This window comes from Lysinibacillus sphaericus, assembly GCF_001629735.1.
Classification (GTDB): domain Bacteria; phylum Bacillota; class Bacilli; order Bacillales_A; family Planococcaceae; genus Lysinibacillus; species Lysinibacillus pinottii.
In genome coordinates this window covers 2,608,126-2,633,834 of sequence record NZ_CP015224.1, presented here as the reverse complement: position 1 = coordinate 2,633,834, position 25,709 = coordinate 2,608,126, and the positions used below count along the sequence as shown (strand labels likewise).

Annotated in this window: 27 protein-coding genes and 1 other annotated feature; of the genes, 21 read left to right on the top strand and 6 right to left on the bottom strand. The window is 37.1% G+C overall.

All coding sequences use genetic code 11. The features are described 5' to 3' along the window. Positions 1 to 5: 5 nt before the first annotated feature. From dnaI to A2J09_RS12845, 6 genes are all read left to right on the top strand, one after another. Positions 6 to 935, top strand: a complete 930-nt coding sequence (gene dnaI / locus A2J09_RS12870; RefSeq protein ID WP_257216206.1) for a primosomal protein DnaI — start codon at positions 6 to 8, stop codon at positions 933 to 935. A gap of 425 nt (positions 936 to 1,360) precedes the next feature. Beyond that, positions 1,361 to 3,292: a threonine--tRNA ligase gene (gene thrS, locus A2J09_RS12865; RefSeq protein WP_012295603.1), complete on the top strand. Its 1,932-nt coding sequence runs from the start codon at positions 1,361 to 1,363 to the stop codon at positions 3,290 to 3,292. Positions 3,293 to 3,462: 170 nt separating this feature from the next. After that, positions 3,463 to 3,610: a sequence feature (ribosomal protein L20 leader region), on the top strand. Positions 3,611 to 3,705: 95 nt separating this feature from the next. Continuing rightward, positions 3,706 to 4,209, top strand: coding sequence for a translation initiation factor IF-3 (gene infC / locus A2J09_RS12860; protein ID WP_012295602.1), 504 nt, complete (start codon positions 3,706 to 3,708; stop codon positions 4,207 to 4,209). 31 nt (positions 4,210 to 4,240) lie between these two features. Then, positions 4,241 to 4,441: a 50S ribosomal protein L35 gene (rpmI, locus tag A2J09_RS12855; RefSeq protein WP_004226312.1), complete on the top strand. Its 201-nt coding sequence runs from the start codon at positions 4,241 to 4,243 to the stop codon at positions 4,439 to 4,441. Between the two features lie 55 nt (positions 4,442 to 4,496). Then, the gene (gene rplT / locus A2J09_RS12850) at positions 4,497 to 4,856 is read left to right on the top strand and encodes a 50S ribosomal protein L20 (protein WP_004226314.1); all 360 of its coding nucleotides are present in this window, start codon (positions 4,497 to 4,499) and stop codon (positions 4,854 to 4,856) included. Between the two features lie 134 nt (positions 4,857 to 4,990). Next, positions 4,991 to 5,254, top strand: coding sequence for a DUF1294 domain-containing protein (locus A2J09_RS12845; protein ID WP_012295601.1), 264 nt, complete (start codon positions 4,991 to 4,993; stop codon positions 5,252 to 5,254). Between the two features lie 29 nt (positions 5,255 to 5,283). Here the strand turns inward: A2J09_RS12845 and A2J09_RS12840 are convergent, their stop codons facing one another. After that, entirely contained in the window at positions 5,284 to 5,676 is a 393-nt protein-coding gene (locus tag A2J09_RS12840) for a hypothetical protein (protein ID WP_008179260.1), read from the bottom strand. 105 nt (positions 5,677 to 5,781) lie between these two features. Between A2J09_RS12840 and A2J09_RS12835 the strand changes: the two genes are divergently transcribed. The 12 genes from A2J09_RS12835 to A2J09_RS12780 all read left to right on the top strand — a co-directional run bounded on the left by A2J09_RS12835 (position 5,782) and on the right by A2J09_RS12780 (position 17,350). After that, entirely contained in the window at positions 5,782 to 6,267 is a 486-nt protein-coding gene (locus tag A2J09_RS12835; protein WP_012295600.1) for a dUTP diphosphatase, read from the top strand. A gap of 97 nt (positions 6,268 to 6,364) precedes the next feature. Continuing rightward, positions 6,365 to 7,453 (top strand): M42 family metallopeptidase, encoded by a 1,089-nt coding sequence (locus A2J09_RS12830; RefSeq protein WP_008179256.1) that lies wholly within the window; start codon positions 6,365 to 6,367, stop codon positions 7,451 to 7,453. Positions 7,454 to 7,684: 231 nt separating this feature from the next. After that, on the top strand, positions 7,685 to 9,205 hold the full coding sequence (locus tag A2J09_RS12825; protein WP_012295599.1) for a thiol-activated cytolysin family protein: 1,521 nt from the start codon (positions 7,685 to 7,687) through the stop codon (positions 9,203 to 9,205). Positions 9,206 to 9,499: 294 nt separating this feature from the next. Beyond that, positions 9,500 to 10,465, top strand: coding sequence for an ornithine carbamoyltransferase (gene argF, locus A2J09_RS12820; protein WP_031416420.1), 966 nt, complete (start codon positions 9,500 to 9,502; stop codon positions 10,463 to 10,465). Positions 10,466 to 10,772: 307 nt separating this feature from the next. Next, on the top strand, positions 10,773 to 11,669 hold the full coding sequence (locus A2J09_RS12815) for a LysR family transcriptional regulator (RefSeq protein WP_012295597.1): 897 nt from the start codon (positions 10,773 to 10,775) through the stop codon (positions 11,667 to 11,669). A gap of 185 nt (positions 11,670 to 11,854) precedes the next feature. Further along, complete coding sequence (locus A2J09_RS12810) at positions 11,855 to 13,183, top strand: LLM class flavin-dependent oxidoreductase (protein ID WP_012295596.1); 1,329 nt, start codon at positions 11,855 to 11,857, stop codon at positions 13,181 to 13,183. A 46-nt stretch (positions 13,184 to 13,229) separates the two neighbouring features. After that, positions 13,230 to 14,243, top strand: coding sequence for an LLM class flavin-dependent oxidoreductase (locus A2J09_RS12805; protein WP_012295595.1), 1,014 nt, complete (start codon positions 13,230 to 13,232; stop codon positions 14,241 to 14,243). A gap of 12 nt (positions 14,244 to 14,255) precedes the next feature. Continuing rightward, the gene (locus tag A2J09_RS12800) at positions 14,256 to 14,534 is read left to right on the top strand and encodes a glutaredoxin family protein (protein WP_012295594.1); all 279 of its coding nucleotides are present in this window, start codon (positions 14,256 to 14,258) and stop codon (positions 14,532 to 14,534) included. 19 nt (positions 14,535 to 14,553) lie between these two features. After that, the gene (locus tag A2J09_RS12795; RefSeq protein WP_012295593.1) at positions 14,554 to 15,372 is read left to right on the top strand and encodes a transporter substrate-binding domain-containing protein; all 819 of its coding nucleotides are present in this window, start codon (positions 14,554 to 14,556) and stop codon (positions 15,370 to 15,372) included. A gap of 24 nt (positions 15,373 to 15,396) precedes the next feature. Further along, positions 15,397 to 16,101, top strand: a complete 705-nt coding sequence (locus A2J09_RS12790) for an amino acid ABC transporter permease (RefSeq protein WP_012295592.1) — start codon at positions 15,397 to 15,399, stop codon at positions 16,099 to 16,101. An 11-nt stretch (positions 16,102 to 16,112) separates the two neighbouring features. Further along, the gene (locus tag A2J09_RS12785) at positions 16,113 to 16,820 is read left to right on the top strand and encodes an amino acid ABC transporter permease (protein ID WP_012295591.1); all 708 of its coding nucleotides are present in this window, start codon (positions 16,113 to 16,115) and stop codon (positions 16,818 to 16,820) included. Between the two features lie 17 nt (positions 16,821 to 16,837). Next, positions 16,838 to 17,350, top strand: a complete 513-nt coding sequence (locus tag A2J09_RS12780; protein ID WP_012295590.1) for a GNAT family N-acetyltransferase — start codon at positions 16,838 to 16,840, stop codon at positions 17,348 to 17,350. Positions 17,351 to 17,391: 41 nt separating this feature from the next. Here the strand turns inward: A2J09_RS12780 and A2J09_RS12775 are convergent, their stop codons facing one another. Further along, positions 17,392 to 18,771 (bottom strand): FAD-binding oxidoreductase, encoded by a 1,380-nt coding sequence (locus A2J09_RS12775; RefSeq protein ID WP_036162293.1) that lies wholly within the window; start codon positions 18,769 to 18,771, stop codon positions 17,392 to 17,394. A gap of 78 nt (positions 18,772 to 18,849) precedes the next feature. Then, positions 18,850 to 19,059 carry a small acid-soluble spore protein SspI gene (gene sspI / locus A2J09_RS12770; protein ID WP_008179231.1) on the bottom strand — a complete coding sequence of 70 codons (210 nt, stop codon included), beginning with the start codon at positions 19,057 to 19,059 and terminating at the stop codon, positions 18,850 to 18,852. A gap of 101 nt (positions 19,060 to 19,160) precedes the next feature. Here sspI and A2J09_RS12765 point away from each other — a divergent pair, with 101 nt between their 5' ends. Next, on the top strand, positions 19,161 to 19,838 hold the full coding sequence (locus A2J09_RS12765; protein WP_227256898.1) for an RNA polymerase sigma factor: 678 nt from the start codon (positions 19,161 to 19,163) through the stop codon (positions 19,836 to 19,838). A gap of 187 nt (positions 19,839 to 20,025) precedes the next feature. Next, positions 20,026 to 22,176: a bifunctional diguanylate cyclase/phosphodiesterase gene (locus A2J09_RS12760; protein WP_227256899.1), complete on the top strand. Its 2,151-nt coding sequence runs from the start codon at positions 20,026 to 20,028 to the stop codon at positions 22,174 to 22,176. 45 nt (positions 22,177 to 22,221) lie between these two features. Here the strand turns inward: A2J09_RS12760 and A2J09_RS12755 are convergent, their stop codons facing one another. The 3 genes from A2J09_RS12755 to A2J09_RS12750 all read right to left on the bottom strand — a co-directional run bounded on the left by A2J09_RS12755 (position 22,222) and on the right by A2J09_RS12750 (position 24,123). Then, positions 22,222 to 22,413, bottom strand: a complete 192-nt coding sequence (locus tag A2J09_RS12755) for an H-type small acid-soluble spore protein (RefSeq protein WP_012295586.1) — start codon at positions 22,411 to 22,413, stop codon at positions 22,222 to 22,224. 12 nt (positions 22,414 to 22,425) lie between these two features. Then, positions 22,426 to 22,593 (bottom strand): YfhD family protein, encoded by a 168-nt coding sequence (locus A2J09_RS23475; protein ID WP_139015345.1) that lies wholly within the window; start codon positions 22,591 to 22,593, stop codon positions 22,426 to 22,428. 120 nt (positions 22,594 to 22,713) lie between these two features. Continuing rightward, positions 22,714 to 24,123 (bottom strand): LysM peptidoglycan-binding domain-containing protein, encoded by a 1,410-nt coding sequence (locus tag A2J09_RS12750; RefSeq protein ID WP_012295585.1) that lies wholly within the window; start codon positions 24,121 to 24,123, stop codon positions 22,714 to 22,716. 165 nt (positions 24,124 to 24,288) lie between these two features. Between A2J09_RS12750 and A2J09_RS12745 the strand changes: the two genes are divergently transcribed. Then, entirely contained in the window at positions 24,289 to 25,638 is a 1,350-nt protein-coding gene (locus A2J09_RS12745) for an FAD-binding oxidoreductase (RefSeq protein WP_036162292.1), read from the top strand. Positions 25,639 to 25,709 lie beyond the last annotated feature (71 nt).

The window sequence follows — 25,709 nt, the reverse complement described above, 5'->3', positions numbered from 1 at the left end:
AACCAATAAATGGACCATTAAAACGAGCTATTAATGTACCCTCGTTTCAAGAACGCTATGAAGCTATGCGACGTGAAATTTTAGATAATCCCCGAGTACAGGAATTTCTTGCACGTCATGCAGATGAATTAAGCTATGATAATATCGAACGAAATTTACCTAAGCTGCATGAATTTATTAGTCAATCTACGGAATGTTGTGGTTGTGATAACACAGAACATTGTACAAACTATTTAAAAGGCTTCCTCCCTACTCTAAGGGTAGTTCGGAATACAGTTGAAATTGATTATGTACGCTGTGAGCAAAAGATCAGGGAAGAAGAGCGTCGGGATGTCGCGAATATGATTGCAAGTATGCATATGCCAAAAGATGTGCTTCAAGCAACTATTCAAGATTTAAGTATCGATGATGAGTCTCGGGTGATGATTGCCCAAAAAGCAGCACAATTTGTAAAAGCGACAAAAGAATCTGGTCATTTACCATCAAAGGGTTTTTACTTATACGGTAAATTCGGCGTGGGGAAGTCTTTTGTGCTTGGTGCAATTGCCAATGAGCTAGCGTCTATTAAAATACGTTCAGTGGTTGTCTTCGTGCCAGAATTTTTACGGGAAATGAAAAATGCTATTGGCGATAATACATTGAATGAAAAAATAGATTATATTAAAAAGGCACCTGTTTTAATGCTCGATGATTTAGGTGCAGAAACAATGACCGCCTGGACACGGGATGAAATTTTAGGGACTATTTTCCATTATCGTATGGCGGAACAATTGCCAACGTTTATTACATCAAATTTTAATTATGGAGAATTAGAGCACCATTTAGCTCAATCACAAAAAGGTGATATTGAGGTTGTTAAGGCAGGCCGTATAATGGAGCGTATTAAAGCCTTGACAGAGCCAATTGAAATGCGTGGCAATAACCGTAGGATGTAACATTGGTAGTTGCATTTTTCGACAATCGAGCGTATACTGACTCATATACTAAATATCAATATGCATTGATGAGGACATGAATTTTGTGTATCAGCTTCTAGAGAGGGAAGTCAACGGCTGAAAGCTTCCTAGTTTGAACGCATCATTTACTACCTGCTGAGCAGCGAAAGGGATAATCTTTCGCCGGTCCCTAGCCCGTTAGCTAGCCTTGAGCTTCGTCTGACTTGATAAGTCGGAAGGAAGAAGGGTGGAACCACGAGCATACGCTTCGTCCCTTTTGTGAGGGACGGGGCTTTTTTTATTATTTTAGATGTGGAGACTTCGCTTAGTCCAATTGTGGAGAGCGCTCATATTGGCAGCTGAATCACTTTATTAGTCTACAATCAATCATTATGTATTCAACTTAACAAAGGAGTGCAAAGAATATGTCAGAAATGATTAAATTAACTTTCCCAGATGGCGCAGTAAAAGAATTTGTAAAAGGTACATCAACAGATGACGTAGCCTTATCAATCAGCCCTGGCTTACGAAAAAAAGCTTATGCAGGTAAAATTAATGATGTATTGGTAGATTTAAAAACACCAATCGAGGAAGATGCTACAATTGCCATTATTACACAAGATGATGAAGAAGCACTTGAGATTTTACGTCACTCAACAGCTCATTTAACAGCACAGGCAATTAAACGTTTATTCCCAGATGTAAAACTTGGTATTGGTCCTGTCATTGATGGAGGATTCTACTACGATATTGATTCTCCTACACCCATCACTGCCGAGGATTTACCAGCAATTGAAAAGGAAATGAAAAAAATTATTGCTGAAAATCTAGAGGTAGAACGTAAAAATGTAAGTCGTGCGGAAGCACAAGCAATGTATGAAGAAATTGGCGATGAATATAAATTAGAATTACTAGAGGCAATCCCTGCAGATGAGCAAGTGTCCATTTATTATCAAGGGGAATTTTTCGATCTTTGCCGTGGTATTCACGTACCATCTACTGGTAAACTTCGCGAATTCAAGCTGCTATCATTAGCAGGTGCCTATTGGAGAGGGAACTCTGATAACAAAATGCTACAACGTATTTATGGTACAGCGTTCTTCAAAAAAGAAGAATTAAAACATCACCTACAAATGCTAGAAGAAGCAAAAGAACGTGATCACCGTAAAATCGGGAAGGAATTAGAGCTATTTACAACTTCTCAAAAGGTCGGCCAAGGTTTACCACTTTGGTTACCAAATGGTGCAACAATTCGTCGTGTTATTGAGCGTTATATTGTCGATAAAGAATTATCTCTTGGATATAAGCATGTTTATACACCTGTATTAGGTTCAAAAGAGCTTTATCAAACTTCAGGTCACTGGGATCATTACCAAGATTCTATTTTCCCACCAATGGAAATGGACAACGAGACATTAATTATGCGTCCAATGAACTGTCCTCACCATATGATGGTTTACAAAAATAGCATGCATTCTTATCGTAGCTTACCATTACGTATTGCTGAGCTTGGAACAATGCACCGCTATGAAATGTCGGGAGCAGTTTCTGGCCTGCAGCGCGTACGTGGGATGACTTTAAATGATGCACATATCTTTGTTCGTCCAGACCAAATTAAAGCAGAATTCCAAAAAGTCGTGCAGTTAATCTTAGAGGTGTATAAAGATTTCGATTTAAATGATTATTCATTCCGTTTATCATATCGCGACCCTGCTGATACTGAAAAATACTTTAATGATGATGCTATGTGGGAAAAAGCACAAAGTATGTTAAAAGAAGCAATGGATGAGCTTGGCTTAGATTACTTCGAGGCTGAGGGTGAAGCAGCATTCTATGGTCCTAAACTGGATGTGCAAGTAAAAACAGCGATTGGTAAAGAAGAAACTTTATCAACAGTTCAGCTAGACTTCTTATTACCAGAACGTTTCGACCTAAGCTACGTTGGGGAGGATGGCAAACCACATCGTCCAGTCGTTATTCACCGTGGCGTTGTATCAACAATGGAGCGCTTCGTTGCCTTCTTAATTGAAGAATATAAAGGTGCATTCCCAACTTGGTTAGCTCCTGTCCAAGTAGAAGTCATTCCAGTATCGAATGAAGCACACTTCGATTATGCAAAACAAATCGAAGAGCAATTAACAGCAGCGGGCTTACGTGTGGAAATGGATGATCGTGAAGAGAAATTAGGCTATAAAATTCGTGAAGCACAAATGAAAAAGATTCCGTATATGCTTGTCATTGGTGATAAAGAAGTTGAAGCTAAAGGTGTTAATGTTCGTCGCTATGGCTCAAAAGATTCCGAAACAATTAGCTTTGAGAATTTCCTAGCAGCTATAAAAGCAGAAATTACAAAATAATCTTTCTTAAAAAACCTCACTTGCATAAGTGAGGTTTTTTGTATAAAATGAATCTTGCTGTTGTATAAATTATTTAATAGTAGGTCAATCTAGAAATGATAAGAAAATTAGTATTTGACAGCTTATCATATACATGCTAATATAATTAAGGTTAATGAATACAAAGTTTGTGGTTGAAGTAGAGGCTGCCCGCTTCTCACCTGATACAACGCTTTAAAGGCTGTGAACAGGTATGACACGTTGAATTGTTTTGCGTAGACTTGCGCATGCACATATAGCGGGCGGACATCTTCAAAATGTCCGTCCTTTTTTTATGGACATGACAAGAGGATGTACCGTTCAACCGGGCAAGGCTTTGCCCAAACCATGTATTCGCGACAACTACTTGGAGGTGGATTACTATTAGCAAAGACATGTATGTAAACGAAGGCATTCGCGCACGTGAACTTCGATTAATCGATCACAATGGTGACCAGCTTGGTGTAAAGACACGTAATGAAGCGCTAGAAATCGCCGCTCGTGTAAACTTGGATCTTGTCCTTGTGGCCCCTCAAGCCAAGCCGCCAGTCGCTCGTATCATGGACTATGGTAAATTTAAGTTTGAACAGCAAAAGAAAGACCGTGAAATTCGTAAAAATCAAAAAGTCATCGTAATGAAAGAGGTTCGTCTGAGCCCGACAATCGATGAACATGATTTCCAAACGAAGCTACGTAATGCGATTAAATTCCTTGAAAAAGGCGATAAAGTAAAATGTAGCCTACGTTTCAAAGGTCGTGCGATTACACACAAAGATATTGGTCAACGTGTGTTAGATCGTTTTGCTGAAGCTTGTGCTGAAGTATCAACGGTAGAACAAAAACCGAAGATGGAAGGCCGAAGCATGTTCTTAGTTCTTCAACCAAAGAACGAGAAATAATATTAGACGAACAGTTTAGGAGGAATTCGACATGCCAAAAATGAAAACTCACCGTGGAGCTGCGAAACGTTTCAAAAAAACGGGTTCAGGTAAATTAAAATATGACCGTGCTTATGGAAGCCACTTATTCGCAAACAAATCTACGAAACAAAAACGTCACTTACGTAAAGCAAACATCGTTTCATCTGGTGACTTCAAACGCATCAAATCTTTACTTGTTTACATGAAATAATTGACTACAAAAATACTAACATTCATTTTTTAATGAAAAGCAGGAGGTAATTCATATGCCACGCGTAAAAGGCGGAACAGTGACGCGCAAACGTCGTAAAAAAGTATTAAAATTAGCTAAAGGTTACTATGGTTCAAAACATACATTATATAAAGTTGCTAACCAAGCAGTAATGAAGTCAGGTCAATATGCATACCGTGACCGTCGTCAGAAAAAACGTGATTTCCGTAAATTATGGATCACTCGTATCAACGCAGCTGCTCGTATGAACGGTCTTTCTTACAGCCGTTTAATGCACGGTTTAAAAGTTGCTGGTATCGAAGTTAACCGTAAAATGTTAGCTGACCTTGCTGTAACTGATGCTGCTGCATTCACTCAATTAGCAGACGCTGCTAAAAAAGCAGTAGCTAAATAATATTTGACTCAGTTAAATATTATTTCTGCACCGAAAGCGAATGCGATAGGTGAAGAAAAAGACTGATGGATTTTTCCATCAGTCTTTTTTGTGTTAGATTAATCATATACGTTTTTTTGATAAAGGAGTAGAAAATGGGACAAGCAGTATTAGCTTATATGAGTATTATATCGATTGTGTTGCTCATTTTAATGGGGATGGACAAATCGCGTGCTAAAAAGCATGAATGGCGTATTGCAGAGCGTACTTTGTTCACACTAGCCATCGTAGGAGGGGCAGTAGGTGGAGTGCTTGGCATGTATTTATTCCGTCACAAAACACGCCATAATAGTTTTGCCTTTGGATTTCCTCTACTGGCAGCCATCCAAATTTTTATTATCGTACAGCTTTGGATATAAATAAAAACATTTTAAAACACACATCCTCATCAAGAGGATGTGTTACGCATAAGCTGTTCAATGGGCTGCTTCCAATTGATTTTCGCACTTGGATAATTCAATAGTATTTCTTGCTGTAAATATTCAAAGTCGCCTTTTGTAAAGCCCTGCAATGTTGCAGTATCACGTGCGCCGACAAAAATAGTGACAACCTCGAAGGCATCCTCTGTTGTACCTAAGTATTTTTCGCCTTCAAAAAGAGCACCCTTATAGGAAATAAAGAAATTTTTCCGGACATTTTTAACGTCATCATAAAAGTAATATTGGCCTTTTTCATAGGCTTCGTCAAGTTTGCGTTTAGGATCAGTTATATAACGAATCGCTTTATAAAATACATAAATAATAAGCGCTATTACAGCAAGTCGAATTAGTAACGGCAACATGTTTAAATTTCCCCCTTGAAGAAAGGTTATTCTTTCCTATACGATTGGGGAGGTCAAATAGTTTCACTTTTATTTAAATATTTTTTAGAAATTTAGGAGAAAAAAATGAATATACAACAATTGTTTATGATGCAAAAAGAGCTGGATGATTTCATTGAGCAAACTCAAAATATTCAGAAAGATGTATTTCAAGAAAAAGGACTAGCATTATTGGTAGAGCTAGCTGAGCTAGCCAATGAAACGCGCTGCTTTAAATTTTGGAGTACAAAAGGGCCTTCAGCACGAGAAGTCATTCTAGAAGAATATGTGGATTCTATTCATTTTATCCTTTCCTTAGGCTTATTAAAGAACTATACAACCATCGAAAAATGGCCTGTGATAGAAGAACAGAGACATTTAACAGCAACATTTATAGAGACACAAAGTGCTATTTTAGCTTTTATCGAGCAACCGACAGAGGATCGATATCTAGCAATTTGGCAATGCTATGGTTTACTTGCATACAATCTTGGTTTTACTTTCGAAGATGTAGTTCATGCATATATTGAAAAAAACCAAGAAAATTATAATCGTCAGCGTACAGGATATTAAATAATTAAGAAATACACCAATTTTCAGACGATTAAGCTAGGAATATTTCGGTAAACGAAGTATAATAAAATAGATATAAGAAGTAGGAGGCAAAAGAATGACACAACTAGATCCAACATTACAAATGTTTAAAGATTTAACAGATGCAAATGGTATTGCAGGTAATGAACGTGCACCGCGTGAGGTCATGAAAAAATATATTGCACCGTATGCAGATACTGTAGAAACAGATAACCTAGGTAGTGTAATCGCTAAAAAAGTAGGCGATGAAAACGGACCTAAAATCGTCGTGGCAGGACATTTAGATGAAGTAGGTTTCATGGTTACACAAATTGATGACAAAGGCTTTATCAAATTCCAAACAGTAGGTGGCTGGTGGAGCCAAGTTATGCTGGCACAGCGCGTGACAATTACAACACGTAAAGGTGATGAAGTAATAGGGGTTATCGGTTCAAAGCCACCTCATATTTTACCTGCTGATGTCCGCAATAAAGTAGTAGACATTAAAGATATGTTTATTGATATTGGTGCAGCTTCTAAAGATGAAGTGCTTGAATGGGGCGTACGTCCTGGCGATATGGTAACACCATATTTCGAGTTTAATGTTATGAAAAATGAAAAATATTTATTGGCCAAAGCTTGGGATAATCGTATTGGTTGTGCCATTGCTATTGATGTAATGAAAGCTTTACAAAATGAAAAACACCCTAATATTCTTTACTCTGTAGGAAATGTGCAAGAAGAAGTTGGACTTCGTGGTGCTAAAACAGCTACACATAAAATCCAACCGGATATTGGATTTGCCGTTGATGTAGGTGTAGCAGGAGATACTCCAGGAGTAACAGCTAAAGAATCAACGAGTAAAATGGGGGCAGGTCCTCAAATCGTTGTGTATGATGCATCTATGGTTTCACACCGTGGCTTACGTGAATTCGTATTAGACGTAGCAGACGAAAACAATATTCCATACCAATTTGAGGCAATGGCTGGCGGCGGTACAGATGCTGGCTCCATCCATGTAACAGCAAATGGTGTACCAGCATTATCCATCGGTATTGCGACACGTTATATCCATTCACATGCAGGTATCCTACATCGTGATGATTATGACAACGCTGTTAAATTAATGGTTGAAGTCATTAAAAAATTAGACCGTGATGCAGTCAATAAAATTACATTCGACTGATTGAATGGATAGAACTAAATAGATAAACAGTAGTTTTGCCTTCTAACTAAAATGTTAGAAGGCTTTTTTGTTAATGAAAAAAGATAGTAGACATATCGCACAAAATTAACATAATAGTTATCATAATAATCATAAGTACATATTATTTGCACAATAAAAAATGAAACGAAAATACTATATTTGAAAATTATTTTTATATGGTATAATTTCCTATAAAAGGAGTGGATTTATTTGGGAATTAAAAAAACAATCAAGTTTATATTATGTTTATCTATTAGTTTATGCATTCTAAATTATCCAAGTATTTCATTTGCTGAAACACTTGATACTAATAGTTCTAGTGTAAAAAGCAAATCTGACATTGATACGGGTATAGCAAACTTGAACTACAACAACAGGGAAGTACTAGCAGTGAATGGTGACAGAGTTGATAGCTTTGTTCCAAAAGAAGGGCTTAACTCCAATGATAAATTTATAGTGGTGGAGCGCAATAAGAAATCACTGACAACTTCACCAGTGGATATATCAATTATTGATTCGATGGCGAATCGTACATATCCAGGAGCCCTACAACTTGCCAACCAAGCTTTTGTAGACAATCAACCCAACTTATTGGTGGCTAAAAGAAAACCCCTAAATATTAGCATTGATTTACCTGGTATGAAAAGAGAAAATACTTTGACTGTTGATAATCCAACATATGGTAATGTATCTGGAGCCGTGGATGAGTTAGTATCTACTTGGAGCGAGAAATATTCCTCTACACATACTTTACCTGCAAGACTACAATATTCAGAATCAATGGTTTATAGCAAATCTCAAATAGCAAGCGCTTTGAATGTAAACGCCCAAGTTCTCGACAATTCACTGGGAATTGACTTTAATGCGATTGCGAATGGAGAGAAAAAAGTGATGGTTGCCGCATATAAACAAATTTTTTATACGGTAAGTGCAGAACTGCCTAACAATCCATCAGATCTTTTCGATGATAGTGTTGATTTTGCAGAGCTAACTCGTAAAGGGGTAAGCAATGATGCTCCTCCTGTAATGGTGTCGAATGTAGCTTATGGTAGAACAATTTATGTGAAATTAGAAACAAGCTCTAAGAGTAAGGATGTACAAGCAGCATTTAAAGCATTACTGAAGAATGTTAACACGAATGTAGAAACTAGTGCACAATACAAGGATATTTTTGAGGAAAGTTCCTTTACCGCTGTAGTATTAGGCGGAGATTCACAAAAGCATAATCAAATTGTCTCAAAGGACTTTAATGATATTAGAGAAGTCATTAAAGATAATGGAGAATTTAGTCTTAAAAATCCAGCTTATCCAATTTCCTATACAAGTGTTTTCTTAAAGGATCATTCAATTGCTGCTGTTCATAATAATACAGATTATATTGAGACGACAGCTACAGAATATTCTAAAGGCAAGATCATCCTTGATCATTATGGTGCATACGTTGCTCAATTTGAAATAGCATGGGACGAATTTTCCTATGATGAGAATGGAAATGAAGTATTAACTCATAAAACGTGGGATGGAAACTGGAGAGATAAAACAGCTCATTTTTCTACAGTCATACCGCTTCCGGCTAATTCGAAAAATATAAGAATTTATGCAAGAGAATGTACAGGTCTTGCTTGGGAATGGTGGAGAACGGTTATTGATGAATATAATGTTCCATTGTCTAATGAAATCAAAGTCTCCATTGGAGGAACTACATTATACCCAACAGGCAGTATCGAGTAAGTAGCCGTATATAAAGATAAAGAATTTTTACCTCCTAACAAATTAATGTTAGGAGGTTTTTACGTTTTCAAGTTCTTTCAATAACTGCCCCATGTTCCTTCTTTATTCATACCCCTTTCTATAATTAAACTACAAAGGATTCAATCTTAAAAAATGTTATTATGCATAAATATTCAATATGACGAATTTTTGTCACATTTAATATTTATCGAAAAAAATTATAAAAATTCAGTTGATTTTATATTTATGCATGATATACTGATTTCAACAGCAATGAAACAAGGAGCGAAGGCCATGAAATTACTCGAAGAAGTACAGCTAAAGTTAGTTTCTAGTTTAAAAGGAAAAGACCTATTAACGTTGCTTGACTATACAAGTCAAGAAGTTAAAGAACTTATTGAATTAGCAACTCAGCTTAAAATGATTACCAAAGAGGGGAAATGTCCAAGATTACTAGAAGGCAAAACACTTGGTATGATCTTTGAAAAACATTCAACGCGTACTCGTATTTCCTTTGAAGTTGGTATGAATCAGCTAGGTGGAAAAAGTATGTTTATGCATGCACGTGACTTACAAATAGGCCGTGGTGAATCCATTTACGATACAGCACATGTCTTATCAGGCTATTTGGATGGGATTATGATCCGAGCAAATTCCCACGCAATGGTGAAGGAACTAGCAGAGCATGCGGCTATTCCCGTCATCAATGGATTAACAGATATTTATCATCCATGCCAAGCTTTAGCGGACTTAGAAACAATTGCAGAAAACAAAGGTTTTTTAAAGGGACTTAAAATTGCCTATGTAGGAGATGGCAACAATGTAGCACATTCTTTAATAGTGGCTTCAGCACATGTTGGGATGAATGTAGCTGTGGCGACACCAGCAGGCTATGAATGTGATGCGGAAGTGATCGCTAACGCACAAGCAATTGCCGCGGCAAATGGCAGTACAATTATGGTGACACATGACCCTGTGGAAGCTGTATTACAGGCAGATGTTGTTTATGCAGATGTTTGGACTTCGATGGGCCAAGAGGAAGAAGCAGCAAAACGTTTGCAAGATTTTGCAGATTACCAAATCAATGATGAGCTTGTAGCATATGCGAAACCGAACTACATGTTCCTGCATTGCTTGCCAGCACATCGTGAGGAAGAAGTGGCAACATCTGTTATTGATGGCCCTAATTCTTACATTTTTGAGCAAGCTGAGAACAGACTTCATGCACAGAAAGCAGTTCTTGCATCAATTCTAGCGTAAGATTTGAACTATACTTTTCGAGTTGAAAAGTACAATAAATAGAGTTTATATGCGCAACAGAGGGTGCCCATATGAATAACCTACAAGTGGCTGACAGACAGAGGGATGATCACCACGCGCGATGCTTGTTGTCAAGATGGATGGCTACATCGCTACATAGTCAAGTAACCTGGGAGACGCTGGGTTACTTTTTTCTTTTGTATGGAGTGATAGAGGACTAAAAACTAAGTTTTCCTATAAAGCATAGAGAATATAAAAAATTATTTATATAATAGATTTAAATAAGGAGTGAAGGGATGGAACTCACATGAATATAGACCATATAGAGGCTTTTTTATATGTTGTCCATTACAAGAGTACGCATAAGGCAGCCAACGCTTTGTTTCTTTCTCAACCGACGGTGACTGCACGCATCAAATCATTGGAGAGGGAGCTAGGGGTTGAATTATTTTATCGAGAGGGACGAAGTGTAACATTATCAGATAAAGGCAAAGATTTCTTACCTTTCGCCACTCAAATCGTGCAAACATTTCAGCAAGGAAAGAAGCAATTGGAAAAGACACAGGAAACAGACGATGTATGTATTGGTGCAAATGGCGTAACAGCTCAGTATTTTTTAGCGGATGCGTTACCTAAATGGAAAGAACAATTTCCTAATTTGCGTTTTCAATTGGTGACAGGCTCAACAGCTATGCTATTAGAAAAATTGGAGAGTCACCAAATACATGTAGCTTTCATTCAGTATGTGCACAGAGAAGGAATATTCAACGAGTTATTATTAAAAAATGCAGTGAAACTTGTGAAGCATTGTGAACATCCTTTACCACAATATGAATGCATCGAGGCGAAAGAATTGGTACAACAGAAAATGGTGTTTTTTGAGTGTGGAGCGTTTGATTGGAATTATGTGCATAAAATGTTCGAGGTAGAGGGTGTAGCAGCCAATATAGAGGTTCGAACAGATCATTTAGAAATCGCTAAGGCCTTCATTCGCACAAAAAACTATATTAGCTTTTTACCACAGCTTTGTGTCAAAAATGAGCTTGAAAGCGGCGAATTTGTTGAGGTAGATGTGAAGCATTTACTGGATATGAATCAACATATATTCCTAACTTATAAAAATAAAGATACATTGATTTCAGATTTTTGGGAGACAATTTGTCATACAGCGAAGGATTTTGAAAGGGGACAAATGATGGAGTGATAAAATTTTTTATGTAGCCGATAAATTTTTTCTATTACTTAACCTATTGCATATTGTCTGAATGAACTGTAATATCATTCTCAATCCAAATTTATTTATGAATGATCGTAAATAAATATTTTTTTAACTCGAAAACATACTTAACCACTATGTTTAGTAAAAAATAAAAATAAGGAGGAATTGATATGGCTAGACAAGACAAAATTCGTTTGGGAGCAATTATTCACGGAGTAGGTGGTAATATTTCAAGCTGGCGTCATCCAAAGGTAGCGAGCAATCAAAGTGTCAACTTGCCTTTTTATATTCAGCAGGCTCAAAAAGCAGAGGAAGGGAAATTTGATGTTGCTTTTATTGCGGACGGCTTATTTATTAATGAAAAATCGATTCCTCATTTTTTAAATCGTTTTGAGCCTATTACGATATTATCGGCATTAGCATTAGCAACCAATAATATAGGGCTAGTTGGAACGGTATCGACATCCTATAGCGAACCATTCACAGTGGCACGTCAATTTGCCTCTTTAGATCATATTAGTGCAGGGCGTGCAGGCTGGAATGTGGTAACTACTCCTTTAGAAAGTACAGCTTTGAACTACAATAAAACAATAGATCAACATCCTAGTCATGCAGAACGTTATCAAATCGCCGAAGAATATTTAGAGGTTGTTAAAGGATTATGGGACTCCTGGGAAGATGATGCATTTATTGCAGATGTCGAAAATGACCAATTTTTTGATCCAGAAAAATTACACACGTTACATCATAAAGGGCAGTATTTTTCAGTCCAAGGTCCACTAAATATTGGGCGAACAAGGCAAGGCCAGCCAGTTATATTCCAAGCGGGTGCATCTGATGCTGGGATTCGATTGGCTGCTAAGGATGCAGATGCCATTTTTACACATGGGACATCTATAGAAGAATCACAAAAGTTTTATAAAAGAGTAAAGACTGAGGTTGCAGCATTTAAGCGAAATCCAGATGAAGTAAAGATTTTTCCGGGTATTTCTCCAATCATTGGCGATACAGTAGAGGAGGCAGAGGCAAAGTATCAGGAAATCGTTGAATTAGTTTCCATTGACCGTGCTTTGGCTTATCTTGGTCGTTACTTCGATCATCATGATTTTACACAGTATGATGTGAATGCGCCGTTTCCAGAGCTGGGAGAAATTGGGTCAAATAGCTTTAGAAGTACGACTGATTATATTAAACGCTATGCTAAGCAGGAGGGGCTTACATTACGTCAAGTTGCTTTACGTGAGGCGACTCCGAAAACGGCATTTTTTGGGACGGCAGAGCAAGTGGCTGATCTTGTACAGGAATGGTTTGAGCAGGAGGCAGCAGATGGCTTCATAATCGGTGTAACGGTACCAGGTGCCTTAGAGGATTTTGTTGATAAAGTAGTACCGATATTACAAGCTAGAGGGCTTTATCGAGAAGACTATGAAGCTGATACATTGCGTGGAAATTTAGGATTGCCATTTAAGAAAAGTAGGTATATCAAACAGTCTGTTTAAAAACCTAGTAAATTTATTTGAATAAGTGAAATTAAGGAGGCTGTGTATGAGTTATACATTAGGCATATTAGATCAAAGTCCAATTATGGATGGAGCTACAAATGAGCAAACATTACAAAAAACTGTCGCATTGGCACAGAATGCAGAGCAGTTAGGCTACTCTCGTTTTTGGGTATCGGAACATCATCATTCGGATGCACTAGCAGGGTCATCTCCCGAAGTATTAGTGTCCTATTTACTTGCAAAAACCGCATCTATTCGTATTGGTTCTGGAGGAGTCATGCTCCAGCATTACAGTCCATACAAAGTAGCTGAAAATTTTCATGTCCTTTCATCCTTAGAGCCGGGGCGTGTTGATTTAGGTGTTGGGAAGGCACCAGGTGGTTTACCGCTTTCTACAAAAGCCTTACAATATGGCACGCTCAATCAAGGCGAGGATTTTGAAAAGAGACTCACATTTTTACAGCAATTAATTGAACAAAATGTACCTACGGATCATGATCTTCATGGTGTGCAAGCCACACCTATCCCAAAAGTAAGTCCGGCACTATTCTTATTAGGGGCAAGTCCACAAAGTGCAGAACTTGCTGGAAGACTTGGTATTGCATTCGTCTTTGCACGATTTATTAATAGTGACAATGAATTACTAGCACAGGCGTCTAGTATTTATCGTGAACATCATCCTAAAGGCCACTTTGTGGTCTCAATCGCAGCTGTTGCAGCACCTACAAATAAAGAAGCAAAGGGACTGATAGAAGACCAAAAAATTACAAAAGTTCATTTAGCAAGCGGTAGGACGTTGACTCTACAATCCGTAGAGCTAGCAGAAAAATTTGGGCAGGAGTCTGGAGAGGAATATACGGTCAAACAATATGATGCGGATATTGTTTATGGATCACCAGAAGAAATTAAAAATCTACTTGATCATTTTCACGTTCAATACCAAATAGATGAGTTCATTTTGCACACGCCTGTACGAAAGGAATTTGAACGGCAACGCTCCTTTGAACTTTTAAGTCCTATTCATTTAAAGTTGCAGCAACAAGTAACAGTAAGATAAGGAGGAAAAATAATGAGTGTGACTAGAGATATAATTGTTTGGTCAAAGCAGGGATGCAGCTATTGCGATGATATAAAAGCGTATTTACAAGAACAGCACCTTCCTTATAAAACGGTAGATGTAACAAATCATGATTCATTTAGAGATATTCTTGACTTAAAATATGGTGTTCGTTACGTGCCCATTGTAGAAATTGGCTCGAGAGAAAGTGGTGTCTATAGAGCCATAACAGAAATTGGTTTAGAACACGTAAAGAATGCACTTGCCGTGAGCTTACCCTCACAAACATAGAAGAAGGAGAGGGAATTATATGAAAAAAATATTATTTTATATGCTACTTTTGCTGACGGCGCTTTTAACAGCATGTGTAGAAAAATCGGACGGAGATTCGAATGAACAAAAAACAGCGCAAGGAGGAGAAGATGTCCAAAAAATTATCGTTGGTACAGGTACACAGTTTCCAAATATTTGTTTTATAGATGAAAAAGGCAACTTAACCGGCTATGATGTGGAGCTAGTTCGAGCAATTGATGAAAAGTTACCTGAGTATGAATTTGACTTGAAAACAATGGAATTTTCAAATTTATTACTAAGTTTAGAAACAAGAAAAATAGATTTCATCGCCCATCAAATGGAAGTTAATAGTGAACGAGAGGAAAAGTTTTTATTTAATAAAGAACCGTATAATGTTTTCCCATTAAAGGTGACAGTAAATGAAAAAAATAATGAGATCCAATCTATTGAAGATTTGAAAGGGAAAAACGTAAGTGTTTCGCCAACAAGTAACTCCGCTGTCTTTCTTGAAAAATATAATAAGGACCATCATTTAGGCGCGAATATCGTGTATTCTTCAGGTTCAGTCGATGTCAATAATCAACTAGCAAGTGGCCGTATTGATGCCATTATTACGACACCCTTTGCCGTGAAATACTATAACGAAAGCAATGAAGCACAGCAAAAGGTTGTTGGGGATGCATTATTAAATTCGAAGGTTTATTTCTTATTAAATAAGGATGAGGTGAAGTTACAAGAGCGTTTAGATGAGGCTATTGTTGAGCTGAAGAAAGAGGGGGTTATTAGCAAACTAAGTAAAAAATGGTTAGGTGATGATTATACAGTAGACTTCTAACAATCAAGGAAGGAAGAAAGAGGCATGGATAATAATCTTGATTTTGTACTCATTGCGAAAGTACTTCCAACATTGCTTCAGTATTTACCAGTAACTGCAGAAATACTAGTGTTCTCCATAATTTTTGGTATAGTGCTAGGAATTATGCTAGCAATACCAAAGCTTTTAAACGTAGCGCTATTAAAGCAAATTATTACAATTTATATTTCATTTATTCGTGGCACACCAATCTTAGTGCAATTGTTTTTAGTGTTTTATGGAGTACCAGCACTCCTAAAGTTCATTCATATTGATGTTACTCGATTGGATGCTATGTATTTTGTCATTATTACGTATACACTGAGCAATGCGGCAGCCTTTGCTGAAATATTTCGTGCAGCCATATTAACTGTTGATCGTGGGCAAATAGAAGCAGCCTTTTCCGTGGGCTTAAACGGGCCTCAAGCCTTTTTGCGAATTGTTTTCCCTCAAGCAATCCGCGTTGCTTTTCCAAATATAGCGAACACCATGATTAGTTCATTAAAAGATACCTCACTCGCTTTTTCTATAGGTGTAATGGATATGGTTGGGCGCGGAGAGACTTTAATTGCGTCCACAACACGGGCTTTTGAAATATATGTGGCATTATCGATCGTTTACTTTGCGATTGTCATAATTCTTGAAAAAATATTCAAATTCAATGAACGTTATTTCAATCGCTATATGCCAAAAGAAGTTGAAACTTATTAGGGGGATGTGCTATGACCATTGATATTGTATTTGTGATGGAGGCTTTACGAGAAATTAGTAAAGTAATACCGCTAACACTATTCATGACATTTACCCCAGTTTTTTTGGGTATTGTAATTGGAATTATGGTAGCCTTTGTACGGATAAAACAAATAAAATTTTTGACGCCCTTCTTAAATTTTTATGTTTCCTTTTTCAGAGGCACACCTATTATTATGCATATCATGCTTGTTGATTTTGGATTACCCATGCTAGTGGATGGTGTGGTAAATACTTTTCACTTATCATTTCAATCCAGTTCAATTCCTATATTATTTTTTGTAATACTTGCATTCACATTCAGTGCAGGGGCATATGCATCGGAAATTATTCGCTCTGGTATTTTAAGTGTCCCCAAAGGGCAATTAGAAGCGGCATATGCAATAGGTTTAACATTTACACAAGCAATGCGACGGTATGTTTTACCACAAGCATTTGGTAAGTCAATTCCTAACTTTACTAATGTCTTTATTGGTTTTTTACATGCCACATCATTAGCTTTTTTTCTGTCCATCAAAGAATTGACAGGAGTGGCGAACATTGTTGCTTCTGTGAACTTGAAATTTTTAGAGGCTTTCATTGCGGTTGGTATCATTTATTGGGGGATTTCGATTATTACAGAATCGATCTCACATCGTATTGAAAAAAGAGTAATGGCCTATAGTAAAAGTGGGCTTTAGTTGAAAGGGGAAAATATATGACAACAGCGGAAATTGTTATTGAACATTTACAAGAGGAAGAGTATGCAGATTATCGTAAGGTTTTAGTAGAAAGCTATGGGCAATATGAAAAGGATTATAAGGACCCAGAGCAATGGGCGTCCTATTTAAATGATATTCGAGCATCCGTTGGCAATCCAAACGCCGAAACTATTCTAATAGCAAGGAGAGGGGATGAGATTTTAGGGGGACTGCAATTATTTACCGATGCAGAGAAAGCATATGGGCTGCCAGAGCTTAATATACAATCGACCATCGTTCGTTTATTGGGGGTTCATCCAAAAGGAAGAGGGCAGGGAGTTGCTAAGAAATTATTGCATGAAAGCTTTGCCTTTGCAAGAAAGAGACAGGATCAGGCACTATACTTGCATTCAGGAGATATTATGCAGGCTGCTATTAATCTTTATTTATCTTTAGGTTTTGTAAGAGACGAGTCAAAGGAATTTTATAAGGGAGATATATTAGTAAAGAGCTTCCGCTATGATTTATAAATAAAAACCGCTGATTGTTGGAATCGGCGGTTTGTTTATGGTTATAGGGAGAAGACTTTCCCGGGATTCATTATGTTAAGGGGGTCAAGTGCTATCTTAATACTTTTCATCACTGCAAGAGAGGTACCATGTTCAGTAGCTTGATATTTCATCTTACCAATGCCAACACCATGTTCTCCTGTACATGTGCCACCTCGAAGCAGAGCATATTGAACAATTTGCTTGTTGAAGCGATCGGCTTTTGTCTGCTCCTCCGCATCATCGGGGTTTAACATTAATAGCGCATGAAAGTTACCGTCTCCTACATGCCCGACAATTCCTCCTACTAGTCCCACATTATTTAGCTGCTCCCTTGCATATAAAATGGTTTCGGCAAGCATGGAAATAGGAACACAAACATCTGTTGACATAAGCTTTTTACCAGGATGAGCATGCATATAGGCATAGGCCAATGAATGGCGTGCTTCCCAAAGTTTATTACGTCCAGCATTATCCTGTTCAAATTCAACAGATAGGCAATGAAAATCCTTAAAAATTTCTGTGGCAAATGCTATATCTGCATGCATACCTGCCTCATTTCCCTGGAACTCTAAAAATAGTGTCGGCTTTTCGTTAAAGGATATGTCATGATAAGTATTGACTTGTTGAATGGAGGCTTCATCAACTAACTCCACCCGACCAACCATTATTCCTGTTTGTAATAATGCAGTGACGGAACTGACAGCATCGCCCACTGTATTAAAAACAGCCCGTCCTGCGGTCACAAATTCAGGTATTCCATATACTTTCAGTGTAAGCTCAGTAAAGCAACCAAGCGTACCTTCTGAGCCAACGAATAAACCGTTTAAATGATAGCCAGAAGAGGACTTCGCTGCTAAATTTCCAGTATGAATCACAGAGCCATCTGCCAATACTACCTCTAAATCACGAACTTGATCGCGCATAACACCGTAGCGAACAGCAGTAGTGCCACTAGCATTAGTAGCTGCCATACCACCTAGTGTGGCATCAGCACCCGGGTCCACTGTAAATTGTAGCCCATGCTTTTTTAATTCTTTATTCAATTGTGAACGTGTGACGCCTGGCTGTACTTTTACAAGAAGGTCTTCAGGTCTAACTTCTAAAATAGCATTCATTTCAGAGAAATCGATTGAAATACCATTTGCAATGGGAATTGCATTTCCTTCTAGACTTGAGCCAACACCGAATGGTACAACCGGAACACGTTGTGCATGCGCGACTTTTAAGATGGCACTGACATCAGCGGTGGAACGTGGAAAAACAACGATATCAGGTAAGCTCATCGCATGATGGGATTCATCCTTACCATGTAGCTGTCGTACCGTTTCGTTTGTTGACACTTGCTCTTCTAATAATACCTGTTTGAGTTGATTGACAATAAATTCTACTACAACAGTCATTCCAATCCCTCCAAATTTTCTGATAAGTAAAACATTATCATGCATTTATTGGAAAGGGAATGCATTGCTTATAAAAAATCAGTTTGCAAATGCTTTTTCTAACTTTTGAACGAATGCTTCTTGTTCAGTAGAGCTTGATTGCTTCCACCATTTTTCAAAAAATACCCCAAGTCCTGGGAGTAAATGCTCTTCTCCACGGCTAATGGCATCTTCAACAATATCTTTAATTTCTGCTGCAGATTGACCGTGTACATTGGCTGTAATCGCATCTCTAATTTGAAAATTCATCTATTTCGCCTCCTTAATAGTAATTTGTCCAAGTATCGTTTTAATATGTACGAAATACCAAAGAAAATAGTTCAATTTTACAAAAACAAGGTGTAATTATGATGAATACTGCTAGTAATTTGAATCATATTGAGCGATTAAATGATAAAAGTGAACATTCGATTTTTATATATATCCATTTTAAGATAACATCACCTAGGAATATCGGACTGTGCATAGTTGACAGGAAGAGACAAATGACTATCCATAACAATCGAAAGCCCACAACTACCCAATCATTTGAGGAAATATTGGAAAGTGTGCAACCGATGATTAGTTCTATTCTTACAAACTTTAGAATTTATAAAGATTATGATTATTATCGCCAAGTAGCGACTATTGCTGTTTGGAGGGCATGGTTAAAAGCAGATCCAGCAAAAGGACAATTATCTGGTTATATTTATTCCAACATAAAAGGAGAAATATTAAATGAATTAATAAAGGAAAAAAACTATTTAGAGAAAATAGCAACAGTTGATGATGAAACACTTGATTTTCTTCGTAGTGAGTTCGAGCGAGAGGAATATAACCATCCACAAAGTTCCAACTTTCTAGAGAATTTGATAGGACAGTTAAAACAGGTAGAAAGAAGCATCTTATATTTATATTATGTAGAAGATCGCAGTGATCAAGACATCGCTAATATACTAGGTTTTTCCGTAGCAGCCAGTAAAAAAAGAAGGGAAAGAATCATTAAGAAGTTAAGAAATAAGGATTCTAGAGTGGAAAAAAAGCAATAATATATCAAAAGTATGCTAATATTGTAACAAAATGAATATTAGCATGCTTCTCTTGACTGCATACAAATTACGATAAAAGTGTTATGATTTGTAAGTAGTCAAAGAAAAATACAATTTTACATAAATTATTCAGTTGCAGTAGTTAAAAATACCTAGTGATTTTACATAGTAGTATGGAGGGTTTGTGTTGGGCAAATGGTTTAATCAGATCGATAAAAAAGAGGTTTGGTACATGGTATTACCATTACTACTGGTCATACCATTATTAATTTTTAGCAATCAAGTATATGATGTTTTTCAAGGTGAAATTTATACAAATTTAAAATTGATTATACAAGTATTGATTATTGTGTTTACAATGGCAATAGCCATACAATCCTATTTAGTATTTTCTCACTTACTATCCAATCAGACTTTATACATAGGAAATGTGTTTTTTATTTTAGCATTACTTGAATTAGTAAGTTTATTTTTTAGCCATAACCATTATATTAAATGGGACTATATAGATGGCACTTTACATATCTTAATACGTTTTTACTTATCACTTGGTTTTTTATTCATTATTTTATATCCTAAAAAACAATTAACAATAAAGTATAGAATCCTTAGTTATAGCGGTTCTCTACTTTTTGTTATAGCAAGTATTCTCCTAGTTTTTATTTCACCAAAATTTTTGCCAGTACAATGGATAGATCCTATTGATAATATGGTACACCTATTTTCTATTGTTCTTCAACTGATCACAATAAATATTATTAGTAGGTTTTTTAAGAAAATGCCAAAGCGTTCCATGTGGCTCATCAGTGCGGCTATATCGCTTATTGTAAGTGATACGCTTTTTATAATAAGCCAAGATACACATGCTATTTGGGATTTCTCCGCCCTTATTTATCAATTTTTAGCATTTTACTTTTTCTTAAAGGCAATTTATTATACATCGGTTGAAAAGCCGTTTCAACAACTGTTGAAAATCAAAAAAGATCTTGAACAATCACAACGGGAGCTTCAATTTCAAGCCTATCATGATGATATTACACTATTGCCAAATGAGCATTTATTACTTAAAACATTAAAGGAAAAATTACATGAAAACGAACTTCAAAAGGCAATCATTGCGATAGAAATTGATCGGTTTGCAGCCATTCGTTCTTCCATAGGAATCAGTCATTCTAATAAAATGATGAAGTTAGTGGCAGACCGTATTCAAACGATTTTACCACCGCACTATTTTGCGACCAAACTACAAGAGGGCCAATTTGTCATTTACATTCACCATGTAAAGACTGTTGAGGAGCTATTACAATTTTGCTTAAATCTAAAAAGTGCCATGAAAAAACCTTTACAGGTACAATTATTTTCGTTAAATGGCAATTTGAATATGGGAATTGCCCTACAAGAGGAAAAGTGGTCGGGGGAAGAGCTATTGATGCATGCCCAACTAGCCATGCGAGAGTCTAGACAAATACCTCAAAGATTTCTTTTTTATAAGCCATACATGTCTAAAGGAATTGCAGATCGTATATTGCTTGAGCAAGATTTACATAATGCATTAGCCAATAATGAATTTTATTTAGATTATCAACCACAGGTAAATTTAAAGAGTGGTGCGATTGAATCTGTTGAAGCATTAGTACGCTGGCGACATCCAAGTCGGGGGTTTGTGTCACCTGAATTATTTATTCCGATTGCTGAAGAATGTGGTCTTATTATTCCTCTTGGAAAATGGATATTAGAAACAGCCTGTCAGCAAGCGAAACAATGGGAGGAACAAGGGTTACCTCCAATCAAAGTAGCTGTTAATCTTTCACTTGGACAATTATTTCAACAGGATTTAGTTGAAATGGTGGCTGGAATATTACAACGTTCAAAATTGGATGCTCATTATCTACAATTAGAAATTACAGAAAGTATGACAATGAATATTGATCAAATGACACAGCTACTGCATGAATTAAAGGCGCTTGGCATTCAAATAGCAGTAGATGATTTTGGAACAGGATATTCATCTTTATCCTATTTAAAGGATTTTCCAATAGATTGTCTAAAAATTGACCGCACTTTTATTAGAAATGTTCCACATAATCCAAATGATGAAGCACTTGTATCGATGATTATTTCGATGGCCAAGCATTTACGCTTGAAGGTTGTGGCGGAGGGGATTGAAGAGGTTGAACAGCTTTCGTTTCTGATGGAAGGTGGATGTGATTATATTCAAGGTTACTTATTTAGTAAACCGATTTCACCTCAGCAAATTTCGGAAACCTTTCATGATTTGCACCACCATGTAAATGACGTCTTGATGCAGCTTCAATATAAAGAAAATTATAGTGTGTAAGCAATGCAAAGAACCTGCTTAGTGATGAAGCAGGTTCTTTCTTTTCTAGTGAACGAGATATTCTTCCTTCAGTTCGGATATATCTACTTCAGAACGCTCCTCTAAAGAGCGTCGTAGGTGAACAGTCGCTGTTTTCTCATCATCATGGAGTTTATCAATCCAAACGGATACACCATTATAGCTCACTTCATATTCTAACGGTGAGGCGACAATTTCATGTGCACGTTGATAATCCAACAGAAGCCCCCCTTATTTTTTCTTCTTATTGTGCTGATTTTGGGTTACTGAATTAATCAGCTCCATGAACTCTTGAGAAAATTCCTCGCTAACCTTATTAGGGGCGATCTTCTGATTTTTTGGTGTTTGAGGTAATGAACCTTTATTGTTACTTTGACCTTGTTTATTGTCTCTTCCCATGTGAGTTGCTCCTTTCAAATTGATATATCTTAATATGGCTTTGAAATGAGCTTTTTATCATGGGAAAAAATCGGGAAAATGTAGCATATCTTTATTAGTTGAGTACACAATAAGAAAAAGCTAAGGTTTTATTATAGAAAAATTTTCATTTAAAAGTACCCAATTTTGTGGAAATGGGAAACCTAAAGCCCAATAACTAATTCCTCGAAGGTTATATTGTTTGACTAAGTCAAATTTAGCTTGGGCACTTCTTGCATCTTCAAACCATACCTCGTGATTTCTCCCTTGTTCATCGACATAACGATAGAATGGGGATTGTGCTGTTTGGTCAAATTGGATAGTAGCGCCATATTCAATGGCTCGATTAAGAGCCTGCTGTGGACTAAAAGTTTCGGCTTCTTGGCCTTTGACATGGGGTAATAGCCAATCACGAGCATATAGCTCAAAGCCTAATAAAATTTTATTTGCTGGTATTTCTGTCAGTGCATATTCCACAACTCTTCTCATCTCATTAATAGGGGAAATCGCTTGAGGAGAACCAAAGCGATACCCCCATTCATAGGTCATCAAAACCACAAAATCTGCTATTCGACCGTGCGCCGCGTAATCGTGTGCTTCATATAACGTTCCAGCTTGCGTTGCACTTGTTTTAGGTGCGAGTGCAGTTGACACGAGATAGCCCATTGGATGAAGCGTATCCGCAGCTAATTGTATAAACGCATTGTAATTTTCTCGATCTGCTGGTAAAACATTTTCAAAATCAATATTCAAAACTTGATAGCCCTTCTCTTGCATTACCTGCAAAACATTATTCATCACCTTGACACGTAAATCTTCATTGGACAAGACAACATGTGCTAAATTAGAGCCACCCTCTGTAGAAGTAAAATTAGTGAGCGTTAGCATAGGAATGATGTTTTTAGCCTGTGCAGCTGCTATCATTTTTTCGTCGTTTATAGGCTGTAGTGTACCGTCTTCCTTCATCATATATGCAAAAGGACTAAAATAAGTAAGTAGATGACCAACGGCATTAATGGAATCAATCGCTTCCTCAGATGGTTGGTAAGAATAAGCATTTACTTCAATGAGGGGTAATTTTCTAGGGATGATTAACTGAGCGCCGACATAAATCATATTAGGGTTGTTTATATGATTTACAGCAACAATTGCTTGGATGGTCGTCTCATACTCTTGAGCTATTTGCCATAAAGTTTCTCCAGGCTCCACAATATGAATGATTGGTGGAATAATTAATTTAGTGCCAGGGGTTAACATATCAGGGTTAGTTAGATGATTGTCTGCAATGATGGCTTCTAGCGGAACGCCAAATTGCTGTGCAATTGCCCATAATGTATCTCCGCTTTTAACGGTATAGGTGGTATAGGGTGACGGTATAACAAGTGATTGTCCGATGGCTAATTGATCTGGTGTGGCTAACGCATTTAATAAGGTAATAGATTGCACAGATACCCCATAACGATTGGCAATATGCCATAGCGTTTCCCCAGCACTTACTACATGAATAATCATAGAACACCTCCTACATGATAGTTCATTACTGCATCATATGATTCAAATGAAGAAATGAGTATTTTTATAAGAGAAAAGTAAAATGCTTAAAACTTCAAATTCTTTCCCTATGATACCTAGCATAGGATATGACATAAGTTAGGTATGATAGGAAAGGGGTTTGAGGTGAAAAAAGCGAAACTTACAGGCAGAATCGTTACTCCTGAAGATCCGAATTATGAACAAGCCAGGACGAATAATAATTTAAGTAATCCAAAATATCCGAGAATAATTGTATTTTGTCAAAGAACAAAAGATGTGGTGAATGCCTTGAGATGGGCAAGAGAAAACAATGAACCTTTCAGGGTTCGCAGTGGCCGCCATAGCTATGAAAATTATTCGATATTAAATAAAGGACTTGTCATTGATATAAGTGATATGAATCACATGGCTATTAATTTGCAAGATATGTCGGTCAAAATCGATGCTGGAGCCAATTTAGGAAAGGTGTACAGAGAATTATGGGAAAATGGTGTAACGATACCTGCTGGCACAGAAAGTAGCGTTGGTGTAGTTGGCTTAACTCTTGGTGGGGGGATTGGCATGCTGTCACGACCTTTTGGGCTAACTTGTGATAATCTCCTCGAAGTAGAGATAGTGACGGCAAGTGGACAGGATGGGGCTAGAATCATCCAAGCAAATAGGCAAAATCATAATGACCTCTTTTGGGCAAGTTGTGGTGGCGGCGGCGGTAATTTTGGGATTGTTACTTCATTAACATTCAAGCTTCATGCTATCAGTGAAGTTTCGCTCTTTTCTATCACATGGGGATGGGACGATTTTGAGCTTGCTTTTAATACTTGGCAAAAATGGGCTCCCTTTACCGATAAGCGTTTGACATCGCAAATTGAGTTAAAGACTAAGGAAGTTGGAGAGGTTGTAGCACAAGGGGAATTTGTGGGTCCTACAGCTGAGTTAAAAAAACTTCTTCGACCTCTAAGGAAGGCAGGTTCACCAACAAATATATGGATAAAGGAAGTACCCTATATCAAGGCTGTAGAATTTTTTGATCTACCGAGTGGTAATCAACCAGTTCTCTATAAAAGATCAGGTTCCTTTATAGAGAGACCACTTCCTTTTGAGGCCATTAAAAGAATGAAGGATTTTTTAACGCTTGCCCCTAATCCAAATACGACAATTTGGCAACAATCCTTAAGAGGAGCAATCAGTGAAATTTCGCCAACTCGCACAGCCTATTATTACCGAAATGCAATAATGGCTCAAGAATACAATACTTCTTGGAAAAAGCCAGCTGAAGAAAAGAAAAATATCGAATGGGTGGAGAACATACGAAGAGCTTTATCTCCATATACCACTGGTGATTATGTCAATTTCCCAGATCGATTTATTCAGGATTGGCCAACAGCCTATTATGGTCGTAATTTTAGAAGGCTGAGAGAAGTGAAAACAAAATATGATCCATTTAATGTTTTTCACTTTCCGCAAAGTATTCCGCCAATTAGAAAATGGTTATAGACAATATGATGAGCAGTATGCGGACGCATTGCTGCTCTTTTTAATGATCAAAGTATGTCCAATCTACAAGT